The sequence below is a fragment of the Curtobacterium pusillum genome (assembly GCF_007673235.1).
Taxonomy (GTDB): Bacteria; Actinomycetota; Actinomycetes; order Actinomycetales; family Microbacteriaceae; genus Curtobacterium; species Curtobacterium pusillum_C.
In genome coordinates this window covers 338,679-359,675 of sequence record NZ_VDZH01000003.1, presented here as the reverse complement: position 1 = coordinate 359,675, position 20,997 = coordinate 338,679, and the positions used below count along the sequence as shown (strand labels likewise).

The following is a 20,997-nucleotide window of genomic DNA, read 5'->3' as shown; positions in this document are numbered from 1 at the left end:
AGCGCAGCACGCCATCGACAGCAGGAGGAACCGCACATGCAGTACCGCACCCTCGGCAAGACCGGCATCCAGGTCAGCCCCTTCGCCCTCGGGGCGATGATGCTCGGCACCGACGGCCGCATCGGCAACGGCGACGAGCAGGACTCGATCCGGATCGTCCACCGCGCGCTCGACGCCGGCATCAACCTCATCGACACCGCCGACCGCTACTCGCAGGGCGGATCGGAGACCCTCGTCGGCAAGGCGATCAAGGACCGCCGCGACGACGTCGTCCTCGCCACCAAGTTCAACGGCCCCATGGGCGACGACCCGAACCGTCGCGGGAACTCCCGGCGGTGGATCATGCGTGCGGTCGAGGACTCGCTCCGTCGTCTGCAGACCGACCACATCGACCTGTACCAGGCGCACCGCCCGGACGACACGGTCGACCTCGAGGAGACGCTCTCCGCCCTGACCGACCTCGTCCGCAGCGGCAAGGTCCGGGCGATCGGCAGCTCGGACTTCCCGGCGTCGATGCAGGTCGAGGCGCAGTGGACGTCCGAACGCCGTGGCCTCGAACGATTCCGCACCGAGCAGCCCACCTACTCGATCCTCAACCGCGGCATCGAGCGCGAGGTCCTGCCGGTCGCGCAGCGGTACGGCATGGGCGCCCTCGTGTGGAGCCCCCTCGCCGGCGGCATGCTGACCGGACGCTTCCGGAAGGGGCAGGACTCCGACCTGGCGCGGGCGACGATGTTCCGGCACAACCAGGACGAGCGGCGCATCGACGCCGTGGAGCAGGTCGTCGTGCTCTCCGAGGAGACCGGCATCCCGATGACGCACCTCGCCATGGCGTTCGCGATCGCCCACCCCGGTGTGACGAGTGCGCTGATCGGGCCGCGCTCGATGGAGCAGCTCGACGACCTGCTCGCGGGCGCCGACGTGTCCCTGACGGACGACGTCCTCGACCGCATCGACGCGATCGTCCCGCCGGGCACCGACGTCGGGCGGCTCGACCAGCAGTACAACCCGCCGGCGATCCTCGATTCCGCGCTGCGGCGACGCTCGCCGGCCGATCGCGCTGCCGCCTGAGCGCCCCGCCCCGCGCCGGGTCTCGCGCGGCGTCGCTCGCACGGCGTCGCTCGCGCAGCGCCGAGCCGAGGCGCGGCGCCGCGGCGCGGATCGCAGTGTGCGAGGTTCCGCGCACGGTGGGACCCCGGCGACCCCGCACGGTGTCCGGAACCTCGCACACTGCGCAGGCGCCGTCGCACGGTGCGAGGTCAGGTCTGGCAGCGCGGGCACCAGTAGGTGTCGCGCAGGGTGAGCTCGGAGTCGCCGAGCTCCCCGTGCCGGATCGGCGTCCCGCACCGCAGGCACGGCTTCCCCGCCCGCCCGTAGACCCAGAACCGTCGGCCCGGACGGTCCACCCCGGTCGTCACACGGGCGCTGCGGTCCCGGTTGGCCAGGATGAGCCGGCTCGCCAGGGCGATCACCCGCGCCGGGTCGTGCACCTCGGCAGCCGGGCGGGTCGGCAGCACACCCCGGAGGAAGCAGAGCTCGTTCCGGTACACGTTCCCGAGGCCGGCGAGCACCCGCTGGTCGAGCAGCGCGAGGCCGATCGGGCGCTCCGGGTCCCGGATGAGGTTCGCCAGCGCGAGGTCGGGATCCCAGTCCGGGCCGAGCAGGTCCGGGCCGAGGTACCCGACGATCTCGGACTCCTGGTCGCGCGGGACGACCTCGAGGATGCCCAGCGCGAAGCCGACCGTCGACACCCCCTCGGCGTCGAGGATCGCCCGTGCCTGGTGCGCCGGTCGCCGCCACCGGTCGCCTGGCGCGTAGACGTCCCACCGCCCCTCCATCTTGAGGTGCGAGTGCACGGTCAGGTCGCCGATCCGGTGCAGGAGGTGCTTGCCGCGGGGGACCACCTCGTCCACGGTGCGACCGACGAGGTCGAGCGTCGCGAACGCCGGCACGCGGAAGTCGCTGCGGGTGAGGACCTTCCCCGCGAGCGCCGTGTGCAGCCGTCGGGCAGCGCGGAAGACGGTGTCGCCCTCAGGCACGTCGTTCCTCAGGCACGGAGCCGGACCCCCTGCGGTGTCGCGGTGAACCCGGCTTCCCGGAGCGCAGCGCCGAGCGGCGACTCGAGCACGAAGGCCCCGTCCACACGCTCGACGGACAGCTTGCCGAGCCCACTCCGGACCGCCGCCGCGATGGAGGCCGCGGCGACCGAGAGGTCCGCCGGGTCGTCCGTGAACGTCAGCACCGACTTGCCGCCACGCTCGACGTACACCGCGAGCTTCCCGTCGACCGTCGTCACGAGCGCGCCGGCCTTCCGGCCGGGACGGTGCCCGCGGGACTTCGTGGTGGCGTCGCCCGTCGGTTCGTCCTCGCCGAGCGCTTCCGTCGGTGCGTCGGTCGGCCACGGCAGCGACGCCCCGTACGGGTTCGCCGGGTCGGTCGCCGCCAGCGTGAGGGCCTCGCGCTTCCGGTCCGGGTCGGCGCGCTCGTCGTCATCGAGGTCCCGGGCGTACGTGCGGAGTCGGTCGACGGTCGGCCCGGTCGCGAACTGTGCCGCACCGAGCCCCTCGACGAAGTACCCGCGCCGGGCACGTCCGGACTCCTCGAACCGCGAGAGCACCCGGTAGACGCCGGCGAACCCGCCACGGACACCCTCGACCTGCACGGCACCGCGGGTCACGACCCCGTACCGCTCGAGCAGTTGTCCGGCGGTCGCCGCGGCACGCACGGTGGCGTCCGACTCGGCCAGGGGCAGCAAGGACCAGCGGCCGCCGACGGACGGCGGCCCGGACTGCGTCGGCATCGTCGGGCGAGGACGACCGCGGTACGCCCGGGCCCGCGGCGCGCTCGTGCTCTTCGCCTTGCCGCCGAGCATCGACCGCAGCGGAGCGAACGTGTCGTTGGTGATCTGGCCCGCCCACACCAGGTCCCAGAGCGCGGTCGAGAGCGCCTGGTCGTCAGTGCTCCCCACGGCCTGCCCGAGCTGCCGGAAGAAGTACGCGCCGCCGCCCGCGAGCGCGCCGAGCACGTCACGCTGCAGTTCGGTGGTCTCGTCGCCGGACGGCTCGGCGAGGGTCGTCGCCGCGGTGTCGGCGAGGTGCAGCCGCACCCAGCCGTCGTTGCCGGGCAGGGTGCCGCCGCCGGACCAGAGGACTTCGCCCGTCGCAGTCAGCTCGTCGAGCATGCTCGGCGCGTAGTCCGTGACGCGTGCGGGGAGCACGAGGGTCTCCCATGCGCTGGCGGGCAGCGCGACCCCGGCGAGCTGGTCGATGACCTGCAGGACACCGTCGACGCCGCGCAGCCCACCGCGTGCGCCCGGGGTGTGCACGTGCTGCCACGCCGGCAGGAACCGGGCGAGGGTGTCCGGGGACACCGGTTCGACCTCGTGCCGGAGCGCCGCGAGCGACTTCGTGCGGATGCGGCGGAGCACCTCGGCGTCGCACCACTCCGCGCCCTGGCGATCGGGTCGGAACTCGCCCTCGACCACCCGACGGTCGGCCACGAGCCTGCGCAGGGTGTCCTGCACGACCGCGATGCCGAGCCCGAGGCGCGCGGCAGCGTCCTGTGCGGAGAACGGGCCGTGCGAGCGCGCGTACCGGCCGACCAGGTCGCCCAGGGGATCGGCGACCGGTTCGACGAACGCCGTCGGGACGCCGATCGGCAGGGGGACCCCGAGGGCATCGCGGAGGCGGGAGGCGTCCTCGATCACGGCCCACCGGGTCGCCCCGGCGTGCGAGAACGAGAGCACGCGGCGGTCGCGCTCGAGTGCCGTGAGCGCACCCTGCACGGTCCTGACCGCGTCCGAGCGGCCTGCATCCGCATCCGCCGGCGCCAGCCAACTCCGGTCCACGATCTCGTCGAGGTCGAGCGCGCCCACCAGCCGGAGGACGTCGACGATCCCCTCAGCATCGCGCGCGCGGCGGTCCGGCGAGAGCCGCTGCAGGTCGCGTTCGACGGACGCGATCACCGCGGGGTCGAGGAGTTCGCGGAGCTCCGCCCGCCCGAGCAGTTCCCCGAGCAGGGTCGAGTCGAGCGACAGCGCGGCCGCCCGGCGTTCGGCGAGTGGGGTGTCGCCCTCGTACATGAACGCCGCGACGTACCCGAACAGCAGGGAGCGCGCGAACGGCGACGGCTGTTCCGTCTCGGTCTCCACCAGCCGGATGCGACGCCCGGCGATGTCGTCGGCGATGCTGAGCAGGGACGGCACGTCGTACACGTCCTGCAGGACCTCGCGCACGGTCTCGAGCACGATCGGGAACGACGGGTACTTCTGCGCGACCTCGAGCAGTTGCGAGGCTCGCTGCCGCTGCTGCCAGAGCGGTGAGCGCTGCCCGGGGTTCCGCCGGGGGAGCAGGAGCGCCCGGGCCGCACACTCGCGGAACCGCGCCGCGAACAGTGCCGACGACCCGACCTCGTCCGTCACCAGCGCCTCGAGGTCGTCGCGCTCGAACACGAACAGGTCGGCACCGGGGGGCTCGGCGTCGGTCTCGGGGATGCGGACCACGATGCCGTCGTCGGCGGCCATCGCGTCGCCGTCGATCCCGTGGCGTTCCCGGAGTCGCGCCGCCACGGCGAGGGCCCACGGAGCGTGCACCTGCATGCCGTACGGCGAGTGCAGGATGAGCCGCCAGTCGCCGAGTTCGTCGCGGAACCGTTCGATCACGAGCGTGGTGTCGTTCGGCACGTGCCCGGTCGCCGCGCGCTGGTCGCGCAGGAAGGTCAGCAGGTTGGTCACGGCGCGTTCGTCGAGCCCGCCGGCGGCGACGCGGGCGCGGGCGTCGTCATCGGACGCCCCTTCGACCTCGCGCACGAACGCGCCGGTGGCACGACCGAGCTCGGCGGGCCGGCCGATGCCGTCGCCCTTCCAGAACGGCACCCGGCCGGGCTGCCCGAACGCCGGGCTGACGACGACCCGGTCGTGCGTGATCTCCTCGATGCGCCAGCTCGTCGCGCCCAGGGCGAAGACGTCGCCGACGCGTGACTCGTAGACCATCTCCTCGTCGAGCTCACCGACGCGGGAGGCCTTCTCGCCGACCATGAACACGCCGAACATGCCGCGGTCAGGGATCGTGCCGCCGCTCGTCACCGCGAGTCGCTGGGCACCCGGCCGCCCGGTCAGGGTGCCGTGGACCCGGTCCCAGACCAGGCGCGGCCGGAGCTCGGCGAACTCGTCGCTCGGGTAGCGCCCGGTCACGAGGTCGAGCGTCGCCTCGAACGCAGAGCGGGGCAGGCCGCTGAACGGGGCGCTCCGCCGGACGAGCTCGAACCAGTGCTCCACGTCGACGGTGTCGATCGCGCCGGCCGCGACGGTGTGCTGCGCGAGGACGTCCAGTGGGTTCGCCGGCACCGAGATCGACTCGATCTGGCCGGACACCATCCGCTCGACGGTCACGGCGCTGTTCACCAGGTCGGCGCGGTGCTTCGGGAAGAGGACTCCGCGGGAGATCTCGCCGACCTGGTGCCCGGCGCGTCCGACGCGTTGCAGGCCGCTCGCGACCGACGGCGGCGCCTCGACCTGCACGACGAGGTCGACCTCGCCCATGTCGATGCCGAGCTCGAGCGAACTCGTGGCGACCACGCACCGCAGCCGGCCGGACTTCAGGTCGTCCTCGATGATGGCGCGCTGGTCCTTCGACACGGAGCCGTGGTGCGCGCGGGCGAGCACCGGCACCGAGGCGTCCGATCCGCCGCCACCGGTCTGCCCGGACGCGCCGATCACCTGCGCCGGCGGCCGTGCGTGCGCGGAGAGCCTGGCCGGGGACTGGGCACGGGGACCGGCGGCCGGGAGCCCGTCGTCCGCCGGGGACACCCCGGCCGGCACCAGCGCACCGTCGCCGACGGAACCGGTCGCGGCGAGCACCCGTTCCTCGTGGATCTCGTTGAGCCGCGCGGTCAGTCGCTCGGCCAACCGCCGTGAGTTCGCGAACACGATCGTCGACCGGTGTTCCTCGATGAGGTCGACCACCCGTTCCTCGACGTGGGGCCAGATCGACCCGTTCGTCGGTGACTCGGTGGCGTCTGCGCCGACCGGGGGCGCCCCGAGCTCGGCCATGTCGTCGACCGGCACGACCACGCGCAGGTCGAAGGTCTTCTGCGCGGGCGGCGCGATGATGGTCACGGGGGCACGCCCACCGAGGAACCGCGCGACCTCCTCGGGCGGACGGACCGTGGCCGACAGTCCGATGCGCTGGACGGGCTTCTCGAGCAGGTCGTCGAGGCGTTCGAGCGACACGGCGAGGTGTGCGCCGCGCTTCGTCGACGCGACCGCGTGCACTTCGTCCACGATGACGGTGTCGACGTTGACCAGGGTCTCCCGCGCCTGCGACGTGAGCATGAGGTAGAGCGACTCGGGCGTCGTGATGAGGATGTCCGGCGGTTGACGCAGGAGCCGCTGCCGGTCCGACGACGGGGTGTCACCGCTCCGGACGCCCACCGTGACGTCCGGTGGTTCGAGCCCGAGCCGCCTGGCGGTCTGGGTGATCCCGACCAGCGGGCTGCGGAGGTTCCGCTCCACGTCGACGCCGAGCGCCTTGAGCGGCGACACGTACAGCACCCGGGTCCGCTGCTTCGCGGGCGGCCGGTCGGACGCGCTGATGAGCCGGTCGATGGACCACAGGAACGAGGCCAGCGTCTTGCCGGACCCCGTCGGCGCGATCACGAGCGCGTGCTGTCCGGTGGAGATGGCGTCCCACGCCCCGGCCTGCGCTGCCGTCGGTGCGTCGAATGCACCCCGGAACCACTCTGCGGTGGCGGGGGAGAAGCGCTCGAACACGTCCGTCATGGTCCGTCCCATCCTGCCCGCGACCCCCGACAACCCGCCCAGTCGCAGATCGGGGTTGACAGAGCGATCTTTACAGATCTATCGTTAACACATCGCGATAGGAACGATACCGATCGCGAGCCAACTTCGAACACTGACCAGGAAGGACGCACCATGCGCCCCATGTACGACGACAACATCAACAACCACCAGCACCCGCGCGGCCCCCGGTTCGGCGGCGCGCGGCAGCACCACGGCGCCGGCTTCCCCGGCCGCGACCGCGGTGACCACGACCATGGCGGACGCGGTGGCTTCGGCCCCGGCTTCGGTCGCGGCTTCGGCCCCGGTTTCGGGGGTCCCGGTTTCGGTGGGCCCGGCTTCGGCCGTGAGCGCCGCCGTCGCGGCGACGTCCGCCTCGCGATCCTCGGCCTGCTGGCCGAGGGCCCGCAGAACGGCTACGCCGTGATCAAGACCATCGCCGAGCGCACCGGCGGCGCCTGGAAGCCGAGCCCAGGTTCGGTCTACCCGACCCTCCAGCAGCTCGTCGACGAAGAGCTCGTCGTCTCCACGGGAGACGGTCGCAAGACGCTCTTCGAGCTCACCGACGCCGGCAAGGCCGAGGCCGAGGCGAAGGCGGACGAGATCGCCGCGGCCTTCGAGGCGCCGGGCCTCCCGGACTCGTCACGCGAGTTCATCGAGGCGCTCCGCAAGACCATGGGCGTGCTGCACATGTACCGCACCAGCGCGACGGAGGAGCAGACGAAGGCGGCCACGGCCAAGATCGACCAGCTCCGAAAGGACCTCCTGCAGATCCTCGCCGACTGACGTCGGAAACGGCGGACGGGAGGCACGGTGCCAGCTGGCACTCCTCCCTCGCAGGCTCGGTCGGCGCGCCCCGCGCAACGCTTCGCGTTGCCGCCGAGCGGGGCGCGCTCCCGTTCGTCGTCCGGTGGCGTCGAGAGCCGTCAGCCGCCGATGAACGCGGCCACGTCCGCCAACTCCGCGGCGGACACCGCGTGCGGCAGGCCCTCGTAGGTGCGGTCCGTCACAGCGGTGTGCGCGGCGGCCCATGCCTGCGCCCGAGCGGTGGCCTCGGCCGGGATCACCGGGTCGAGGTCGCCGTGCCCGAGGAACACCCGCGGCCGGACCTGCTCCACGGCGGTGTCCCGACCGTCGGTGACGCCCGGCACGACGAAGCCCGACAGGGACACCGCGAACGCGAACCCCGACGGTCGAGCGCGCAGCAGCTGCAGTGCCATCGACCCGCCCTGCGAGAACCCGAGCAGTCCGATCCGCGGGTGGTCGGCGGCGACGGAGTCGATCCAGTCGAGCACGCCGGACACCGACTCGTCGACCGGTTCGAGCGCGGGGGAGCCCGGCGTGCCGAGCGGGTACCAGCTGAACCCCTGCCCCCACGGCATCGGTGCACGCAGTGACGCCAGGGTCCACGACGACGGCAGCGCCGGCGCGAGTCCGAGCAGGTCGCGTTCGTTCGACCCCACCCCGTGCATGGTCACGAGGAGCGGCGTGCCCGACCGCTCGGAGGGGTCCCGGGTCCACTGCACGACGTCGCGATCGATCATGTGCAAGACTTTAGTTGACGCATCAACCATCCCCAACCCCCGCGCCTTGCGCCGAACTCGCCGGGGCGACTGGTAGACACGGTGCATGGCCTCGCTGCGCACCCCCGACCCCGACTCCGGCTGGCTGTCCGACGAGGAGCTCGCGAACGTCCGCCGTCGACTGCCGATCTGCTACGTCGAGGCGGTCCCCGTCCGCACCGACGGTCTCGGTGTCGTCACCGAGGTGGGCGTGCTGCTCCGCGTGTCCCCGAGCGGGTCGATCGCCCGCACGCTCGTGTCCGGCCGCGTGATGTACGGGGAGTCGATCCGCACGGCGCTGTTCCGGCACCTCGAGAAGGACCTCGGCCCGATGGCGTTCCCGCAGCTGCCCTCGAGTCCGACGCCGTTCACGGTGGCGGAGTACTTCCCGCTGCCCGGCGCCTCGGTGTACACGGACGAACGGCAGCACGCGATCTCCCTGGCGTACGTCGTCCCCGTGACCGGCACGTGCGAGCCCCGGCAGGACGCCCTCGAGCTGACGTGGATGAGCCCGATGGAAGCCGCGTCGGACGCCGTCGCCGACGAGATGGAGGGCGGTCGCGGAGCACTCCTGCGCGCGGGCCTCGCGTCCGTCGGCGCACTCATGTAGCCGTTCCCGTCGACCTGCCCCGCGCACGACGAAGCCCCCGGATCCGAATCGGAACCGGGGGCTTCGCAGCGCGGTACTGGACCGGCTTACTTGTTCTCGTTCTTGAGGCTGTCGGCGACGCCTGAAGCGGCGTCCTTGACGTTCGTACCTGCCTGCTTGGTGTCGGCCTTGACCTGATCGGTCTTGCCTTCAGCCTTGAGGCGGTCGTTGTCCGTCACGTTCCCGACGGCTTCCTTGGCCTTGCCTGCTGCCTTCGCAGCGGCGTTCTTGACGTCTTCGATCCCAGCCATAGGCTCTCCTTCCGACAGCGGACAGTTCCCCGTCAGTCGCTTGCGCGGCATCCGGTGAAGGAGAACCTACGCGCCGGGAACCCGTCCGTGCCCAGGGGGCGTGGAGGTTGTCCCCCGAGGGGTCAGCGCGCGGAACCGGCGGGACGGGACGCGCGGCGCGAGCCACCTCGACGATTGCCGCCCGACTCGGAGCCGGCACCACGGCCGGCGGCGTAGCCGCCCTCCGAGGACCAGACCGGAGCGGACCCACCGCGGACGGTGTCGCTCGACGCGCGACGGCTGCCGCCACTGCGGCGACCACCGGACGCGGCAGCGGAACGCTGCCCACCGGCGGAGCCGGCCGACGCGCCGGCGCCGGCCTCGGCGGGACGACCGCCGCGACGCCCTGCACCGGACGACCCGGAAGCCGAGCCGGTGCGCGCGGGCTGCGCCGCGCCTCCAGACCGACCGCCGCGACCACGGCGACGACCGCCACCCGCACTGTCGGACTCGTTCGTCCGCTGCTTGGGCTGACGCTGCTGCTGTGCCGGCTGCTCCGGGGCGACGTGGCGGACCGGAGCGACCTCGCCGACGAGCTCCGAGACGGCGGGGGAGTTCGCCGTGACCTGTTGCGGTGTGACCTTGATCGCGGCCGCACGCATCATCTGCGCTACGTCGCGACGCTCGGCCGGCATCGTGACGGTGACGACGTCACCGGAGGAACCGGCACGCGCGGTGCGGCCCGAACGGTGCAGGTACGCCTTGTGCTCGGTCGGCGGGTCGACGTGGACGACGAGCTCGACGTGGTCGACGTGCACGCCACGGGCGGCGACGTCGGTGGCGACGAGCACGAGGGCCTCGCCGGAGGAGAACTTCGCGAGGTTCCGCTCACGAGCACCCTGCGAGAGGTTGCCCTGCAGGTCGACGGCCGGGATGCCCTGGCTGCTGAGCTGCTTCGCGAGACGCTTGGCGTGGTGCTTCGTGCGCATGAAGAGGATGCGACGACCGGTGCCGCTCGCGAGGGTCCGGACGAGGTCCTTCTTCGCGTCGGCGTCGGCGACCTCGAACAGGTGGTGCGTCATGGCCTCGACCGGGCTGGTCTCGTCGTCGACCGAGTGCATCACCGGGTTGTGCAGGAACTTCTTGACGAGCTTGTCCACGCCGTTGTCGAGCGTCGCGGAGAACAGCAGACGCTGCCCCTGCTCGGGCGTCGCCTGCATGATCTTCGTCACGCCGGGCAGGAAGCCCATGTCGGCCATGTGGTCGGCCTCGTCGAGGACGGTGACCTCGATGGCGTCGAGCTGCACGTGGCCCTGCTGCATGAGGTCGGCGAGGCGACCCGGGCAGGCGACGACCACGTCGACGCCACCGCGGAGCGCGTCGACCTGACGGCCCTGACCGACACCGCCGAAGATCGTCGTCGTGTTGAGGCCCATCGCCTTGGCGAGGGGGGCGAGTGTCGCGTCGATCTGCGTCGCGAGCTCACGGGTCGGGGCGAGCACCAGCGCGCGGGGGCGACCGGCGCGGCGCTTGCGCGGGTTCGCGGCGAGCCGGGCGGCGAGCGGGATCGCGAAGGCGATCGTCTTGCCGGAACCGGTGCGGCCGCGACCGAGCACGTCCTTGCCCTTGAGCGAGTCGGGGAGTGTGTCGGCCTGGATCGGGAACGCGGTCTCCTTGCCCTGCTGGGCGAGGACGTCGACCATCGGCGCGGGGACGCCGAGGTCGGAGAAACGGATGTCTTCGTTGGTCATGGTGACCTTTCGAGCCGGAGGACTCCGGCTGTGGGCGCGCTCTGGGGCAGCGCGCGGGCGGGATGCGCGCCAACGGGTGTGGCTGGCGCAGTCGCCGCAGCAGAGAAGCCTGGCACCTTCGGGAGGTGCTCGATCATCGGTCCGTGGACCGGGAGTTCGGGGGCGTCCGTACGACGCACGAGGCGATCGGCGCCTCGAGTACGTCCATCATAGCGTGCGAGGATCTGGGCGTGCGAGAACGGACAGTCCTTGGTGCGGCCGCGATGGCCGTGGTGGCGGTGATCGGGCTGTCTGGGTGCGCGGCAACCGGGTCTGGGTCGTCGTCTTCCTCCTACGAGAACCTGCCCGCCTCGGGGATCCCGGACTACCAGCTCGGCGGGGGCTACACGCCGCCGGCCGGGGTGACGATCGTCGAGCGGGACAGCACGGACCGCCCGGCCGCCGGGAAGTACTCGATCTGCTACGTGAACGGCTTCCAGACCCAGCCGGGCGACGCCGACGCATGGCTCGACGACCACCCGTCGGCGGTCCTGCGCGACGACGACGGGAAGCCCGTTTCCGACCCGGGGTGGCCGGACGAGATGCTCCTCGACACCTCCACGGCTGCGGCACGGTCCACGATCACGAAGGTCCTGACGACGTCGATCGCCCGCTGCGCCGACCGCGGGTTCGACGCGGTGGAGTTCGACAACCTCGACTCGTGGACCCGGTCGCACGGTGCGCTCACCCGCGCGGGCAACCTGGCGCTCGCCCGTGCCCTGGTCGAGGTCGGGCACGAGCACGGGCTGGCAGTCGGGCAGAAGAACACGCCGCAGCTCGGGGCCTCCGGGCGGAAGAGCACGGGGTTCGACTTCGTCGTCGCCGAGGAGTGCGTCGAGTACCAGGAGTGCTCGGCGTACACGAAGGCCTACGGGCAGCACGTCATCGACGTCGAGTACTCGGACAACACCGACCGGTCGTGGTCGTCGGTGTGCGCGGACGACGACCGTCCGGCGATGACGATCCTGCGCGACCGTGACCTCGTGACGCCGTCCCACGACGACTACGTGTTCGAGCACTGCTGACGGTCGGCGGCGGCCCGGCACCTCGCACGGTGCGAGGCCCGCGCGATGTGCGCACGCCACGGTGCGAGGTTCCGCGCACCGTGGGACGCGCGCGGCCTCGCACCGAGCGCGGAACCTCGCACACTGCGGCAGCGCGGCGTCAGCGCGCACCCGTCAGGCGGGCCAGGCGTCCCGGAGTGCCGTCGCGGCCTGGTCGGCGGAGAGCCCAGCGGCCCGGGCAGCGGCGGCGAGTGCGCGTGCGGCCTCGGTCACCGGTTCCGGGACGTCCGCCGGACGGATCACCCGGGTGCCGGCACCTCGTGCGGTGTGCACGAGGCCGGACTCCTCGAGGAGCTGGTAGGCCTTCGCGACCGTCCCCGCGGCGAGACCGAGCTCGTCGGCCAGCCCCCGGACGCTCGGCAGGCGTTCACCGTCGACGAGGTACCCCGCACCGATCTGCGCGGCGATCTGCGACCGCACCTGTTCGAACGGGGGGACACGCCCTCCGGCGTCGATCGCGACGAGACCCGACATGTGCTCCACCCTAGAAGTCGTACTGCTCGCCGACGGGGATCGGCACCGCGACGGTGTTGCCCGGAGGCGCGAGCGGGCACGCCCACGCTGGGTCGTACGCGCACGACGGGTTGTACGCGAAGTTGAAGTCGAGGACGAGTTCGCCGTCGTCGCCGCCGAGGTCGGCGCCCTTGATCGTGTCCAGCAGGTAGCGGCCACCGCCGTACGTCCCGCGGGCCTTGCCGGCGCTGGCGTCCTTGACGGGGACGAAGACACCGCCCGCGTAGCCGCCGTGCGACCACACGTCGAGCGTCCCGACGCCGGGCAGGGACACGATGCCGAGTCGGTCGAAGTGCACGGTGCCGTCCGTGCCGGTCTCGACGTCCATCGCCAGGGCCTCGGCCGGCTCGACACGGGCGCGGAAGCGCCAGGCCGGGTCGTAGTCCGGGACGGGCAGGGACTCGAAGTCGCGGGCGTCCTCGTCGAGGAGCGGGCTCGCGGGGTGCTCACCGAACATCGCGTCCCGGGTCTCGCGCCACATCGCGTGCGCGGTCTCCGGATCGGCGGTCGCCCGGACGCGGCGGTACAGGTCGAAGGTCATCCGCCGCCAGTCCACGGTGGCGAGCGTGCTGTGCACGCGGTCGTCGGTTGCCGGCTCATGCGTCTGGCTCACGGTGCGAGCGTACGCCCGTTGCGCGCCGGCCGGGAGGCCCGTGGTGCGTCCGTCGGTCAGGCCGCGGCCCGACGGGGTCGCCGCCACTGCGGTGCGAGCTGCCGCATCCGGAGCGCGCGCCACTGCCAGATGACCCACATCCCCGGCCACAGCAGGACGCCGAGCGCACTCGGGCGCATCCGGTAGGTGAGCCGGTCGATCAGCAGGGTCCGTTCGTCCGGCGCTGGTCGGACGGCCATCCGGTGCTGCATGGTCATGCGCCCGAAGAGGCCACTGGTGCCACCCCCGTTGTCGCGCTGCACGGGCACGCCCTCGACGTCGTACAGGTCGATGTCCACGTGCGTGTCGCCGCTCGGCACCAGACCGAACGCACTCGCCGTGATCGGGTGCGGCTCACCGGGGACCCACCGCGCGGGGAATCCCTGCGGGTCGCGGGACCGGTAGACGAGGAACGGTTTCGTGACCGCCACCATCACCGACGGGGACAGCAGGGCGTCGCGCACGGCCTCGACCGGCGCGTCGAGGACGATCCGGATGCCGACGTGCACGCCCCGAACGCTACTCGGACCGTGCCGGGTGCCGTCGGGTCAGGCGTGCCGAGCCGACCGGCGTCGGGACCCCTCGGCCCGGTCGTGCCGCCGCAGGCGCTCCGCCAGCGAGAGCCGGACGGTCGGCCACTCGGACGCGATGATCGAGAACACCACGGTGTCGCGGAGGGTGCCGTCCCGTCCGACCGAGTGGTTCCGCAGCACGCCGTCCTGCTTGGCCCCGAGCGCTGCGATCGCCGTGCGGGACTGCGTGTTGTGCCAGTGCGTCCGGAACTCCACCGCGATGCACTGCCAGACGTCGAACGCGTGCGACAGCATGAGCAGCTTCGCCTCGGTGTTGATGCCCGACCGCTGCGAGGACCGCGACAGGAAGGTCGCCCCGATCTCCACGCGTCGGTTCGCGGTGTCCGGGCTCAGGAAGGTGGTCGACCCCACCACGCGGCCGGTCGGACGGTCGCGCACCGCGAACGGCACCATGCGACCGGCGGCCTGTTCGGCGAGGCGACGGTCGATCTCGTCGTCGACCTGCGCCGGCGCCGGGATCGAGGTGTACCAGGTGCGCCAGAGATCGCCGTCAGCGACCGCCGCCCGCAGGTCGTCCGCGTGCTCCGGCCCGAGGGGCTCGAGCGTCACACGGTCGCCGGTCAGGGTGGGTGCGGGGGCGATCTCCATGGCACCAAATCCTACGGTCGCCGACCCTGGCGAAGTCCCGACGAGGGGCCATCTGTGGAAAAGGTCAGGGTGCTCCCGGCGGCTATCGTGGAGCGGGTGGCAGCACGCACGCAGCAGCGGTACCAGGTCCGTCTCGCATGGGGGATCGGTGGTGCGGCGCGCATCGCGCCAGACACCCACCTCATCGTCTGGATCGACGTCCTGCCGGCGACGGCGACGGCCAAGGCGACGGTGTACGGCGACCGCACGCAGCGGGCGCTCCGCGCCGTCACCGCCCAGCTGCCGGACGGTCCGGAGGTGGTGCTCGGCCACCTCGGCAACGCACGGGCGATCGCGGAACGCGTGACGCGCCTCCAGGCCGAACGCGGTGACCGCTGTGTCGTCGCGATCGTCGCCGCCGGACGCCACCACGCACCCGGTGACGACGCGGCGGAGGCCGCCGGTGAGACCGCCGACGTGCCGGACGCACCCGACTTCGCGGTCGAGGACCTCCTCGCTGCCGGAGCCCTCGTCGACGCGCTCGCCGAGGTCGGCATCGACCACACCTCACCAGAGGCGGCGGCTGCCTGCGCGGCGTACACGGGACTGCGCCGAGCGGTGAGGCACCTCGTCAGCGCGTCCGAGGCGGCTGCCGCACTTGGGCCGGAGGCGGTGCACGCGGCGCTCGCCGCCGGTGGCGAACTCGTCACCCTGCGGGAATCGACCCGTCGCGCGTAGCGTTCCGGTCGTCACCCGAAGAGCGAAGGAGCACGCCATGAAGGCAGTCGTCGGAGACACCGTGATCGCCGAGGCCCCGCAGGAGGACCTCATCCAGATCGAGGGCAACTGGTACTTCCCGCCGTCGAGCGTGAAGTCCGAGCTGTTTACCGAGAGCCCCACCCAGTACCACTGCCCGTGGAAGGGCGACACCCAGTACTTCACCGTGAACGTCGACGGCCAGGCGCTGCAGGACAACGCGTGGTCGTACCCGACGCCGATCCCGTCGTCGTTCGACCGCGTCGGCAAGGACTACTCGGGCTACGTCGCCTTCTGGAAGGGCGTCCGCGTCATCGAGTAGACGCGGCTCAGCCGGCCAGCGTCAGCGCGATGAGCGCGACGTTGAGCGCCACGATCACCAACGCGATGACCCCCGCCACCACGCGGGTGGTCATCGCGTTGACGTCCGCCCCCATCACGCTCCGCCGTGAGGTGTAGACCACGAGCGGCACGATCGCGAACGCGATCCCGAAGCTCAGCACGACCTGGCTGACCACGAGCAGCATCGTCGCGTCGGCGTTGACCGCGAGCAGGACGATCGCCGGCACCAGGGTGACGAGCCGCCGCACGATCAGGGGCACCCGGACGTGCAGCAGTCCGTGCATGATCTCCGCGCCGGCCATGCAGCCCACCGAGGTGGAGGCGAGCCCCGACGCCAGCAGCCCCACCGCGAACAGCACGCCGACGACCGGCCCCACGTTGGCGGCGATGGCCTGCTGGGCCCCGGGGATCGAGTCGGTGCCGGACACCCCGGGCAGCGTCGCGGCGGCGAGCACGAGCATGCAGATGTTCACGCCACCGGCCACGACGAGCGCGAGCCCGACGTCCCACCGGGTCGCGACGAGCACCCGGCGGCGTTCGGGTCCGGCGGGGACGTCGCCGTGCCGGTCCCGAGCGAGGGCCGAGTGCAGGTAGACGGCGTGCGGCATGACGGTCGCGCCGAGCATCGACGCCGCGAGCATCACCGACTCGGCGCCCTGGAAGCGTGGCACGAGCCCGGCGACGAGCTCACCAGGCGACACCTGCGCGAACAGCAATCCGGCGCAGAACCCGACGGTCAGGATCGCCAGCATCGCGGTGACGACGACCTCGAACGTCCTGGTGCCCCGGCGGCTGTGCAGGGCGAGGATGAGCATCGAGACGACGCCCGTGATGACGCCCCCGGCGACGAGCGGCACCCCGAACAGCAGGTGCAGGGCGAGTGCGCCGCCGATGACCTCGGCGACGTCGGTCGCTGCCGCCACGATCTCGGCCTGTGCCCAGAACAGCAGCCGGGGCGTGCGCTTCATCCGGAGCCCGAGGTGCTCCGGCAGGGACTTCCCGGTGACGACACCGAGCTTCGCGGAGAGGTACTGCACGACGACGGCGCTGGCGTTCGCGGCGACGAGGACCCAGAGCAGCAGGTAGCCGTACTTCGCCCCGGCCGTGAGGTTGGCGGCGACGTTTCCCGGGTCGACGTAGGCGATCGCGGCGACGAACGCGGGACCGAGCAGCGTCAGGCTCGCACCACGACGGCGCGGGATCGCGGGGTCACGGGTGGTGGGCGGGGTCGCCGTGTCGGTCATGCCGTCCAGCATGCCAGAGAATTCGGCGCACCGAATCCTTGAATTCGTGTCTTTGCAACACGCAGTGCGACGGTCAGGCCGTTGCGCGTCGCGCTCGGTGCGCCCGCACCTTCGCCCGGTTCCCGCAGCGCTGCATCGAACACCAGCGGCGCGTGCCCCCGCGCGAGGAGTCGTAGAACACCAGCCCGCAGTCGTCCGCCGAGCAGCGGCTCAGGCGGGTGGGCTGTCCGTCGGCCGCGACGTCGTCGAAGCCGACCTCGGTGAACAGGGACACCGCGTCCCGTGCGACGCTCGACAGCGCTTGCGCGAGCCGCACCCGGTTCGCCCCGGCGCGACGTCGACCACCCGGCAGGCTCGGGGGTACGTCCGGCAGCGCGGCGAACAGGTTGACGGTGTCGATGTCGTCGGGTGCGGGGCGGGTGCGACCGGTGCCAGCGCGCAGCCCCGCGGCCACCGCGGTGCGCTCGGCGGCGGTGGACGCCGGACCGGGGGCCGCGGCGACGGCCAAGCGGGCGATCGCGGCGCGGAGTGCACGGGCGTCCTGCAGCTCACGCGCCGTCGCTCCGACGTCGATCGGCTCGGTGTGGTCGGTCAACCACTCGTCCAGGTCGGCTGGGGTCATCAGCAGCTCCCCGAGCTGTGCACGCGGACGTCGACCGTCCGGGTCGTCGGCGAACCCACCGGTGTGCGCGAAGTCGAGGGCGATCCGTCCCGCGTCGAAGAACCAGGTGGAACCGGCGTCGGTCCGGATGTGCTGCCCCGTGTGCATCCGCCCAGGCTAACGGGTTACCGGCGCGCCTCCGAGCGGTCCGGTCGTCATGCGGTAGCTCGGCGCTCGGTCTCGCTCCGTCGGCGCCACGTGATCACGTTGCGAGCGTCGAACCGTCTCGAACACGCGGCGCACGCCAACGGCCGCGTCGGCGTGCGGTAGCGGAAGTGCTCGTGGCCGGCCGGGCAGGTGCCGATCCACGGCGCGAGCTCGCTCGCCACCGGGCCGTCGTACAGCCGCGAACCGGTGTACCCGAGCGCCGCCGCCGTCCGTCGCCAGCGCTGCCCGTGCCCCGCGCGGGGACCCGCCAGCGCGTGCGCGATCTCGTGCAGCAGCACCTGGTCGACGTCGTCCTCGGAGAACCGCACGGCCAGGTGCCGGCTCACCGTGATGCGCCTCCGGGCGAAGTCGCACTGCCCGGCGCGGGTCTTCGCGTGGTCGAAGGCGAACGACCAGCCCCCGGCCCCGAGGTGCGCCGCCATGAGGTGTTCGGCGCGAGCCCGGACCGCCTCGAGCGTCGTCACCGCACGTCGTCGTCGGGATCGCCCCGTCCGGCCTGGCCCTTCTGCGCAGCGCGTGCGGCGATGCGACCCCAGAGGTCGTCGGCCTCCGTCCGCGCTGCGTCCGGGGCGCCGAGCACGCGGCGGCGGATCGGTGGGACCTGCTTCACCGGTTCGGCGACACGGGTCTGCGGCTCGTCCTCCTCGGAGCGGCGGGCGGCGACCTCGCGAGCGGTGCGGGGACGGTCCTCGTCCTTGGGCTGGGCGACGGAGGCGCGGAGGGCGGCCTCCACGGCGGTCCGCAGGGCCTCGGTGCGCTCCGACGGTGCTCCGGCCTGCCGGAACGCCTGGTACGCGCGGGAGAGGGCCGAACGCGCTTCCTCGAACCGGGACAGCTCGAACAGCGACCAGCCCTCGAGCTCGGCGGCGGCGCCCTCGAGCTCCGGCCACTCCTCGGTCCGAGCGGTGTCGCGTGCCATGGCGGACTCGGTGGCGGCACGCTCGTACCGGCCGAGGTCGTGCAGCACGTGCGCGCGGCGGATCCGGGCGGAGACCTTGTCCGAGCGCTCCCCGGTGAACATCGTCAGCCGGAAGACCTCCTCCGCGATCACGAGCGACTCGTCGAGTCGACCGAGCAGCCGGAGGAGTTCGGCGCGTTCGGCGAGGGCCTCGGTGCTGCGGCTCTGCCCGAGGTCGCGCAGGCGCTGCTGGATCGCGTCGGCGTCGACGGCGGGGCGCAGGCTGATCGGGGCGAAGGTGCTGCCCGGGCTGACCCCGGCCGTCACGGGCGCTGCGTGGCGCGGTTCCCGGGCGCGGTCGAGGCGGTCGGGCTGCTGGCGGTCGTCGGGCGGGAGGGACATCGGTTCGAGGGTAACCACGCCGACCCGAGAGTGCGCGGTGCCACGCGCACGGGGGTCACGCGTTTCGTCCTGGACGCCGAACGGCCCGCCGTGCTGGTGCACGACGGGCCGTTCGGGTGCGCCGTGTCGGGCGCTCCGGGGGTGCTCGGCGTCAGACGCTGCCGCCCATCGCCCCGGCGACGGATGCCGCGGCGGCGATGAAGAAGGCGATCACGCCGACGACCGCGAGCACGATGCCCCAGACGCCCCACGCGCGGCCGCGCTTAGTGACGGCGGCGATGATGCCCTGCACGATCGCCCACAGGCCGAGGGCCGTGCCGAGGTAGAAGAGCAGCGACGCGGTGACGGCACCGGGTGACGTCATGAGTTCCTGCACCGCGGAGTCGCTCGGCGTCGTGGAGCCGCCGTTCGCTGCCTCGCGGAGGGCCGCCGAGTCGCCGAACGCGGCGCCGATGAGGACACCCGCGACGACTCCGGCAACGAGTGCGAGGAGGCCGACGACGAACGCGATCGCACCGACGGTCTTCTTCTTGCGCTTCGGCTCCTCGTAGCCCTGCCACGAGGGAGCGCCGGCACTCGTCGGCGCCGCAGCCGCCGCGTACGGCTGCTGGCCGTACTGCTGTTGCTGCCCGTACTGCGGCTGCGCGTCGTCCGGCCGGCCGTACTGGCCCTGCTGCTCGGCGTACTCGGTCGAGCCGTACCGCGGAGCCTCGGGCTGCGCGGCCTGCTCGCCGTACCGCGGGGGCTCGCCCTGCGGGGCCTGCTCGCCGTAGCGCGGTGCCTCGCCCCAGCTCGGCACCTGGCCGTCGCCGGTCCGGTCCTCGTTGCTCCGGTCGTCGTTCGTCATCGGGTGTCCCCTCGCTCGGTCGCGCTCCTGCGCGGTCGTTCAGGACCATCCTGGCAGTCGCGTCCTCCGCGTGCCCACCGAACACCGGACTGGAGGCACGGCGCACGTCCAGCACACCGCTTCCGTCCGGCACGTGGTTGCGTCCGCAACGGGCGACAGCGCCGATGTCGGACGACATCGAGCCTGTCGTTGCCCCGCGTGCGCAACCGTTGCAGACGCGCTGGTGCGACGAGTCCGGTGTCGTACGACGTCGGTGTCGTCGTTCCGAGTCCGCAGCCGACCGACCAGCCCGCGCCCGTCAGCCGCCGAACACACTCCGGTTCGGCTCCGGCGACGCCACCGCCGTCTGGTCCGTCACGATCGGCGCCCCGGCGATGAACGACCGCAGCTCGGCACCGTGCACGACCTTCGCCGGCATCGGGTCGGAGGAGTACCGCCGCGGCATGTCCGCCACGGGCAGGTCGGTGGGCGAGCCGAGCAGCACGATGTTCCCGAACCGGCGCCCCTTGAGCATCCCGGTGTCCGCGACCGCCGCCACCGACGGCAGCACCGCCTGGAGCGTCGAGGCCTGCCCTCGTGCGAACGCCAACCCGGCTCCGTCCGCCACGTTCACCGCGACGATGCCGGTGGGCGACAGGAACTCCGCGACCTCTCGGTAGAACTCGATGCTCGTCACGTGGGCCGGGATCTGCGAGCCGCCGAACACGTCGACGACGGCGAGGTCGACGGTGCCGCGGAGCCCGGCGGGGAGCTTCCCCAGGACCTCCCGCGCGTCGCCGTACCGCACCCGGATCGAGGCACCCCGGGGGAACGGCAGCGCGTCGCGCACGTGGTCGACGAGGTCCCGCTCGAGCTCGATCACCTGCTGGCGCGAACCCGGCCGGGTCACCGCGACGTACCGGGGGAGCGTGAGGGCGCCGGCGCCGAGGTGCAGCGCCGTGACGGGCCCGTCCGGCAGCAGGTCGATGGCGTGTCCCATCCGCCGGATGTACTCGAACGCCAGGTGCGTCGGGTCGTCCAGGTCGACGTGCGACTGCGGGGTGCCGTCCACCACGAGCGTGAACGAGCCCGGCCGGTGCCGGTCCGGCTCGACGACCGCGTACCCCGCACCGATCCGGAACCCGTCGAACGCATCAGCCATGGCACCAATCGAACACCACCGCGATCACCACCCGCGTCCCCACCCCTGGTTGGTGTGCCCGCAGACGCCGTCGAACGAGGCTGGTTGCACCGGTCGGGACAGCCCCGCCGGACCTCTTCGAA

The 20,997-nt window shown here is 72.6% G+C and carries 21 protein-coding genes; 6 read left to right on the top strand and 15 right to left on the bottom strand.

What is annotated here, in order from left to right:
• Window positions 1-36: 36 nt before the first annotated feature.
• On the top strand, window positions 37-1,071 hold the full coding sequence (locus FS532_RS10080) for an aldo/keto reductase (RefSeq protein ID WP_144753448.1): 1,035 nt from the start codon (window positions 37-39) through the stop codon (window positions 1,069-1,071).
• A gap of 188 nt (window positions 1,072-1,259) precedes the next feature.
• Here the strand turns inward: FS532_RS10080 and FS532_RS10075 are convergent, their stop codons facing one another.
• Together FS532_RS10075 and FS532_RS10070 are read right to left on the bottom strand one after the other, a co-directional pair.
• Window positions 1,260-2,039: an Fpg/Nei family DNA glycosylase gene (locus tag FS532_RS10075; protein ID WP_144753445.1), complete on the bottom strand. Its 780-nt coding sequence runs from the start codon at window positions 2,037-2,039 to the stop codon at window positions 1,260-1,262.
• An 8-nt stretch (window positions 2,040-2,047) separates the two neighbouring features.
• On the bottom strand, window positions 2,048-6,778 hold the full coding sequence (locus FS532_RS10070) for an ATP-dependent helicase (RefSeq protein WP_144753442.1): 4,731 nt from the start codon (window positions 6,776-6,778) through the stop codon (window positions 2,048-2,050).
• 162 nt (window positions 6,779-6,940) lie between these two features.
• On the opposite strand from FS532_RS10070, the gene FS532_RS10065 reads away from it, so the two are divergent.
• Window positions 6,941-7,582, top strand: a complete 642-nt coding sequence (locus tag FS532_RS10065) for a PadR family transcriptional regulator (protein ID WP_440130709.1) — start codon at window positions 6,941-6,943, stop codon at window positions 7,580-7,582.
• Between the two features lie 140 nt (window positions 7,583-7,722).
• Here FS532_RS10065 and FS532_RS10060 read toward each other — a convergent pair whose 3' ends face one another.
• Complete coding sequence (locus FS532_RS10060; protein WP_186321983.1) at window positions 7,723-8,340, bottom strand: alpha/beta hydrolase; 618 nt, start codon at window positions 8,338-8,340, stop codon at window positions 7,723-7,725.
• 85 nt (window positions 8,341-8,425) lie between these two features.
• Here FS532_RS10060 and FS532_RS10055 point away from each other — a divergent pair, with 85 nt between their 5' ends.
• Window positions 8,426-8,968 (top strand): NUDIX hydrolase family protein, encoded by a 543-nt coding sequence (locus FS532_RS10055; protein ID WP_079237421.1) that lies wholly within the window; start codon window positions 8,426-8,428, stop codon window positions 8,966-8,968.
• Window positions 8,969-9,054: 86 nt separating this feature from the next.
• On the opposite strand, the gene FS532_RS10050 is transcribed toward FS532_RS10055, so the two are convergent.
• Together FS532_RS10050 and FS532_RS10045 are read right to left on the bottom strand one after the other, a co-directional pair.
• Window positions 9,055-9,258 carry a CsbD family protein gene (locus tag FS532_RS10050; protein ID WP_097181291.1) on the bottom strand — a complete coding sequence of 68 codons (204 nt, stop codon included), beginning with the start codon at window positions 9,256-9,258 and terminating at the stop codon, window positions 9,055-9,057.
• 122 nt (window positions 9,259-9,380) lie between these two features.
• A complete protein-coding gene (locus tag FS532_RS10045; protein ID WP_144753434.1) occupies window positions 9,381-10,988 on the bottom strand; it encodes a DEAD/DEAH box helicase in 1,608 nt (535 codons plus the stop codon).
• A 230-nt stretch (window positions 10,989-11,218) separates the two neighbouring features.
• Between FS532_RS10045 and FS532_RS10040 the strand changes: the two genes are divergently transcribed.
• Complete coding sequence (locus FS532_RS10040; protein ID WP_222121971.1) at window positions 11,219-12,052, top strand: endo alpha-1,4 polygalactosaminidase; 834 nt, start codon at window positions 11,219-11,221, stop codon at window positions 12,050-12,052.
• Between the two features lie 153 nt (window positions 12,053-12,205).
• Here the strand turns inward: FS532_RS10040 and FS532_RS10035 are convergent, their stop codons facing one another.
• The 4 genes from FS532_RS10035 to FS532_RS10020 form a co-directional block, all read right to left on the bottom strand.
• Window positions 12,206-12,565, bottom strand: a complete 360-nt coding sequence (locus FS532_RS10035) for a GntR family transcriptional regulator (RefSeq protein WP_144753431.1) — start codon at window positions 12,563-12,565, stop codon at window positions 12,206-12,208.
• A 10-nt stretch (window positions 12,566-12,575) separates the two neighbouring features.
• Window positions 12,576-13,145 carry a DUF1684 domain-containing protein gene (locus FS532_RS10030; protein WP_144754270.1) on the bottom strand — a complete coding sequence of 190 codons (570 nt, stop codon included), beginning with the start codon at window positions 13,143-13,145 and terminating at the stop codon, window positions 12,576-12,578.
• 128 nt (window positions 13,146-13,273) lie between these two features.
• A complete protein-coding gene (locus FS532_RS10025) occupies window positions 13,274-13,765 on the bottom strand; it encodes a hypothetical protein (protein WP_144753428.1) in 492 nt (163 codons plus the stop codon).
• A 39-nt stretch (window positions 13,766-13,804) separates the two neighbouring features.
• Window positions 13,805-14,437 carry a GNAT family N-acetyltransferase gene (locus tag FS532_RS10020; protein WP_144753425.1) on the bottom strand — a complete coding sequence of 211 codons (633 nt, stop codon included), beginning with the start codon at window positions 14,435-14,437 and terminating at the stop codon, window positions 13,805-13,807.
• A 96-nt stretch (window positions 14,438-14,533) separates the two neighbouring features.
• Here FS532_RS10020 and FS532_RS10015 point away from each other — a divergent pair, with 96 nt between their 5' ends.
• Both FS532_RS10015 and FS532_RS10010 read left to right on the top strand, forming a co-directional pair.
• Window positions 14,534-15,154: a 2-phosphosulfolactate phosphatase gene (locus FS532_RS10015; RefSeq protein WP_260852632.1), complete on the top strand. Its 621-nt coding sequence runs from the start codon at window positions 14,534-14,536 to the stop codon at window positions 15,152-15,154.
• A 37-nt stretch (window positions 15,155-15,191) separates the two neighbouring features.
• The gene (locus FS532_RS10010) at window positions 15,192-15,494 is read left to right on the top strand and encodes a DUF427 domain-containing protein (RefSeq protein WP_144753423.1); all 303 of its coding nucleotides are present in this window, start codon (window positions 15,192-15,194) and stop codon (window positions 15,492-15,494) included.
• Window positions 15,495-15,501: 7 nt separating this feature from the next.
• Here the strand turns inward: FS532_RS10010 and FS532_RS10005 are convergent, their stop codons facing one another.
• The 6 genes from FS532_RS10005 to FS532_RS09980 form a co-directional block, all read right to left on the bottom strand.
• The gene (locus FS532_RS10005) at window positions 15,502-16,758 is read right to left on the bottom strand and encodes an Nramp family divalent metal transporter (protein ID WP_144753420.1); all 1,257 of its coding nucleotides are present in this window, start codon (window positions 16,756-16,758) and stop codon (window positions 15,502-15,504) included.
• A gap of 73 nt (window positions 16,759-16,831) precedes the next feature.
• Window positions 16,832-17,527 carry a CGNR zinc finger domain-containing protein gene (locus FS532_RS10000; RefSeq protein ID WP_144753417.1) on the bottom strand — a complete coding sequence of 232 codons (696 nt, stop codon included), beginning with the start codon at window positions 17,525-17,527 and terminating at the stop codon, window positions 16,832-16,834.
• A 47-nt stretch (window positions 17,528-17,574) separates the two neighbouring features.
• A complete protein-coding gene (locus FS532_RS09995) occupies window positions 17,575-18,051 on the bottom strand; it encodes a SprT-like domain-containing protein (RefSeq protein ID WP_144753414.1) in 477 nt (158 codons plus the stop codon).
• Window positions 18,048-18,887 (bottom strand): hypothetical protein, encoded by an 840-nt coding sequence (locus FS532_RS09990; RefSeq protein ID WP_144753412.1) that lies wholly within the window; start codon window positions 18,885-18,887, stop codon window positions 18,048-18,050. The genes FS532_RS09995 and FS532_RS09990 overlap by 4 nt, the downstream gene beginning before the upstream one ends.
• A 151-nt stretch (window positions 18,888-19,038) precedes the next feature.
• Complete coding sequence (locus FS532_RS09985) at window positions 19,039-19,734, bottom strand: DUF4064 domain-containing protein (RefSeq protein ID WP_144753409.1); 696 nt, start codon at window positions 19,732-19,734, stop codon at window positions 19,039-19,041.
• A gap of 298 nt (window positions 19,735-20,032) precedes the next feature.
• Window positions 20,033-20,875, bottom strand: a complete 843-nt coding sequence (locus FS532_RS09980; protein ID WP_144753406.1) for a spermidine synthase — start codon at window positions 20,873-20,875, stop codon at window positions 20,033-20,035.
• Between the last annotated feature and the right edge of the window lie 122 nt (window positions 20,876-20,997).

Bases quoted from the DNA above. Each gene is read 5' to 3' on its own strand.
- FS532_RS10080 (WP_144753448.1), top strand. From the start codon at position 37: ATGCAGTACCGCACCCTCGGCAAGACCGGCATCCAGGTCAGCCCCTTC.
- FS532_RS10070 (WP_144753442.1), bottom strand. From the start codon at position 6,778: ATGACGGACGTGTTCGAGCGCTTCTCCCCCGCCACCGCAGAGTGGTTC.
- FS532_RS10065 (WP_440130709.1), top strand. From the start codon at position 6,941: ATGTACGACGACAACATCAACAACCACCAGCACCCGCGCGGCCCCCGG.
- FS532_RS10060 (WP_186321983.1), bottom strand. From the start codon at position 8,340: ATGATCGATCGCGACGTCGTGCAGTGGACCCGGGACCCCTCCGAGCGG.
- FS532_RS10055 (WP_079237421.1), top strand. From the start codon at position 8,426: ATGGCCTCGCTGCGCACCCCCGACCCCGACTCCGGCTGGCTGTCCGAC.
- FS532_RS10050 (WP_097181291.1), bottom strand. From the start codon at position 9,258: ATGGCTGGGATCGAAGACGTCAAGAACGCCGCTGCGAAGGCAGCAGGC.
- FS532_RS10045 (WP_144753434.1), bottom strand. From the start codon at position 10,988: ATGACCAACGAAGACATCCGTTTCTCCGACCTCGGCGTCCCCGCGCCG.
- FS532_RS10035 (WP_144753431.1), bottom strand. From the start codon at position 12,565: ATGTCGGGTCTCGTCGCGATCGACGCCGGAGGGCGTGTCCCCCCGTTC.
- FS532_RS10030 (WP_144754270.1), bottom strand. From the start codon at position 13,145: ATGACCTTCGACCTGTACCGCCGCGTCCGGGCGACCGCCGATCCGGAG.
- FS532_RS10020 (WP_144753425.1), bottom strand. From the start codon at position 14,437: ATGGAGATCGCCCCCGCACCCACCCTGACCGGCGACCGTGTGACGCTC.
- FS532_RS10010 (WP_144753423.1), top strand. From the start codon at position 15,192: ATGAAGGCAGTCGTCGGAGACACCGTGATCGCCGAGGCCCCGCAGGAG.
- FS532_RS10005 (WP_144753420.1), bottom strand. From the start codon at position 16,758: ATGACCGACACGGCGACCCCGCCCACCACCCGTGACCCCGCGATCCCG.
- FS532_RS10000 (WP_144753417.1), bottom strand. From the start codon at position 17,527: ATGCACACGGGGCAGCACATCCGGACCGACGCCGGTTCCACCTGGTTC.
- FS532_RS09990 (WP_144753412.1), bottom strand. From the start codon at position 18,887: ATGTCCCTCCCGCCCGACGACCGCCAGCAGCCCGACCGCCTCGACCGC.
- FS532_RS09985 (WP_144753409.1), bottom strand. From the start codon at position 19,734: ATGACGAACGACGACCGGAGCAACGAGGACCGGACCGGCGACGGCCAG.
- FS532_RS09980 (WP_144753406.1), bottom strand. From the start codon at position 20,875: ATGGCTGATGCGTTCGACGGGTTCCGGATCGGTGCGGGGTACGCGGTC.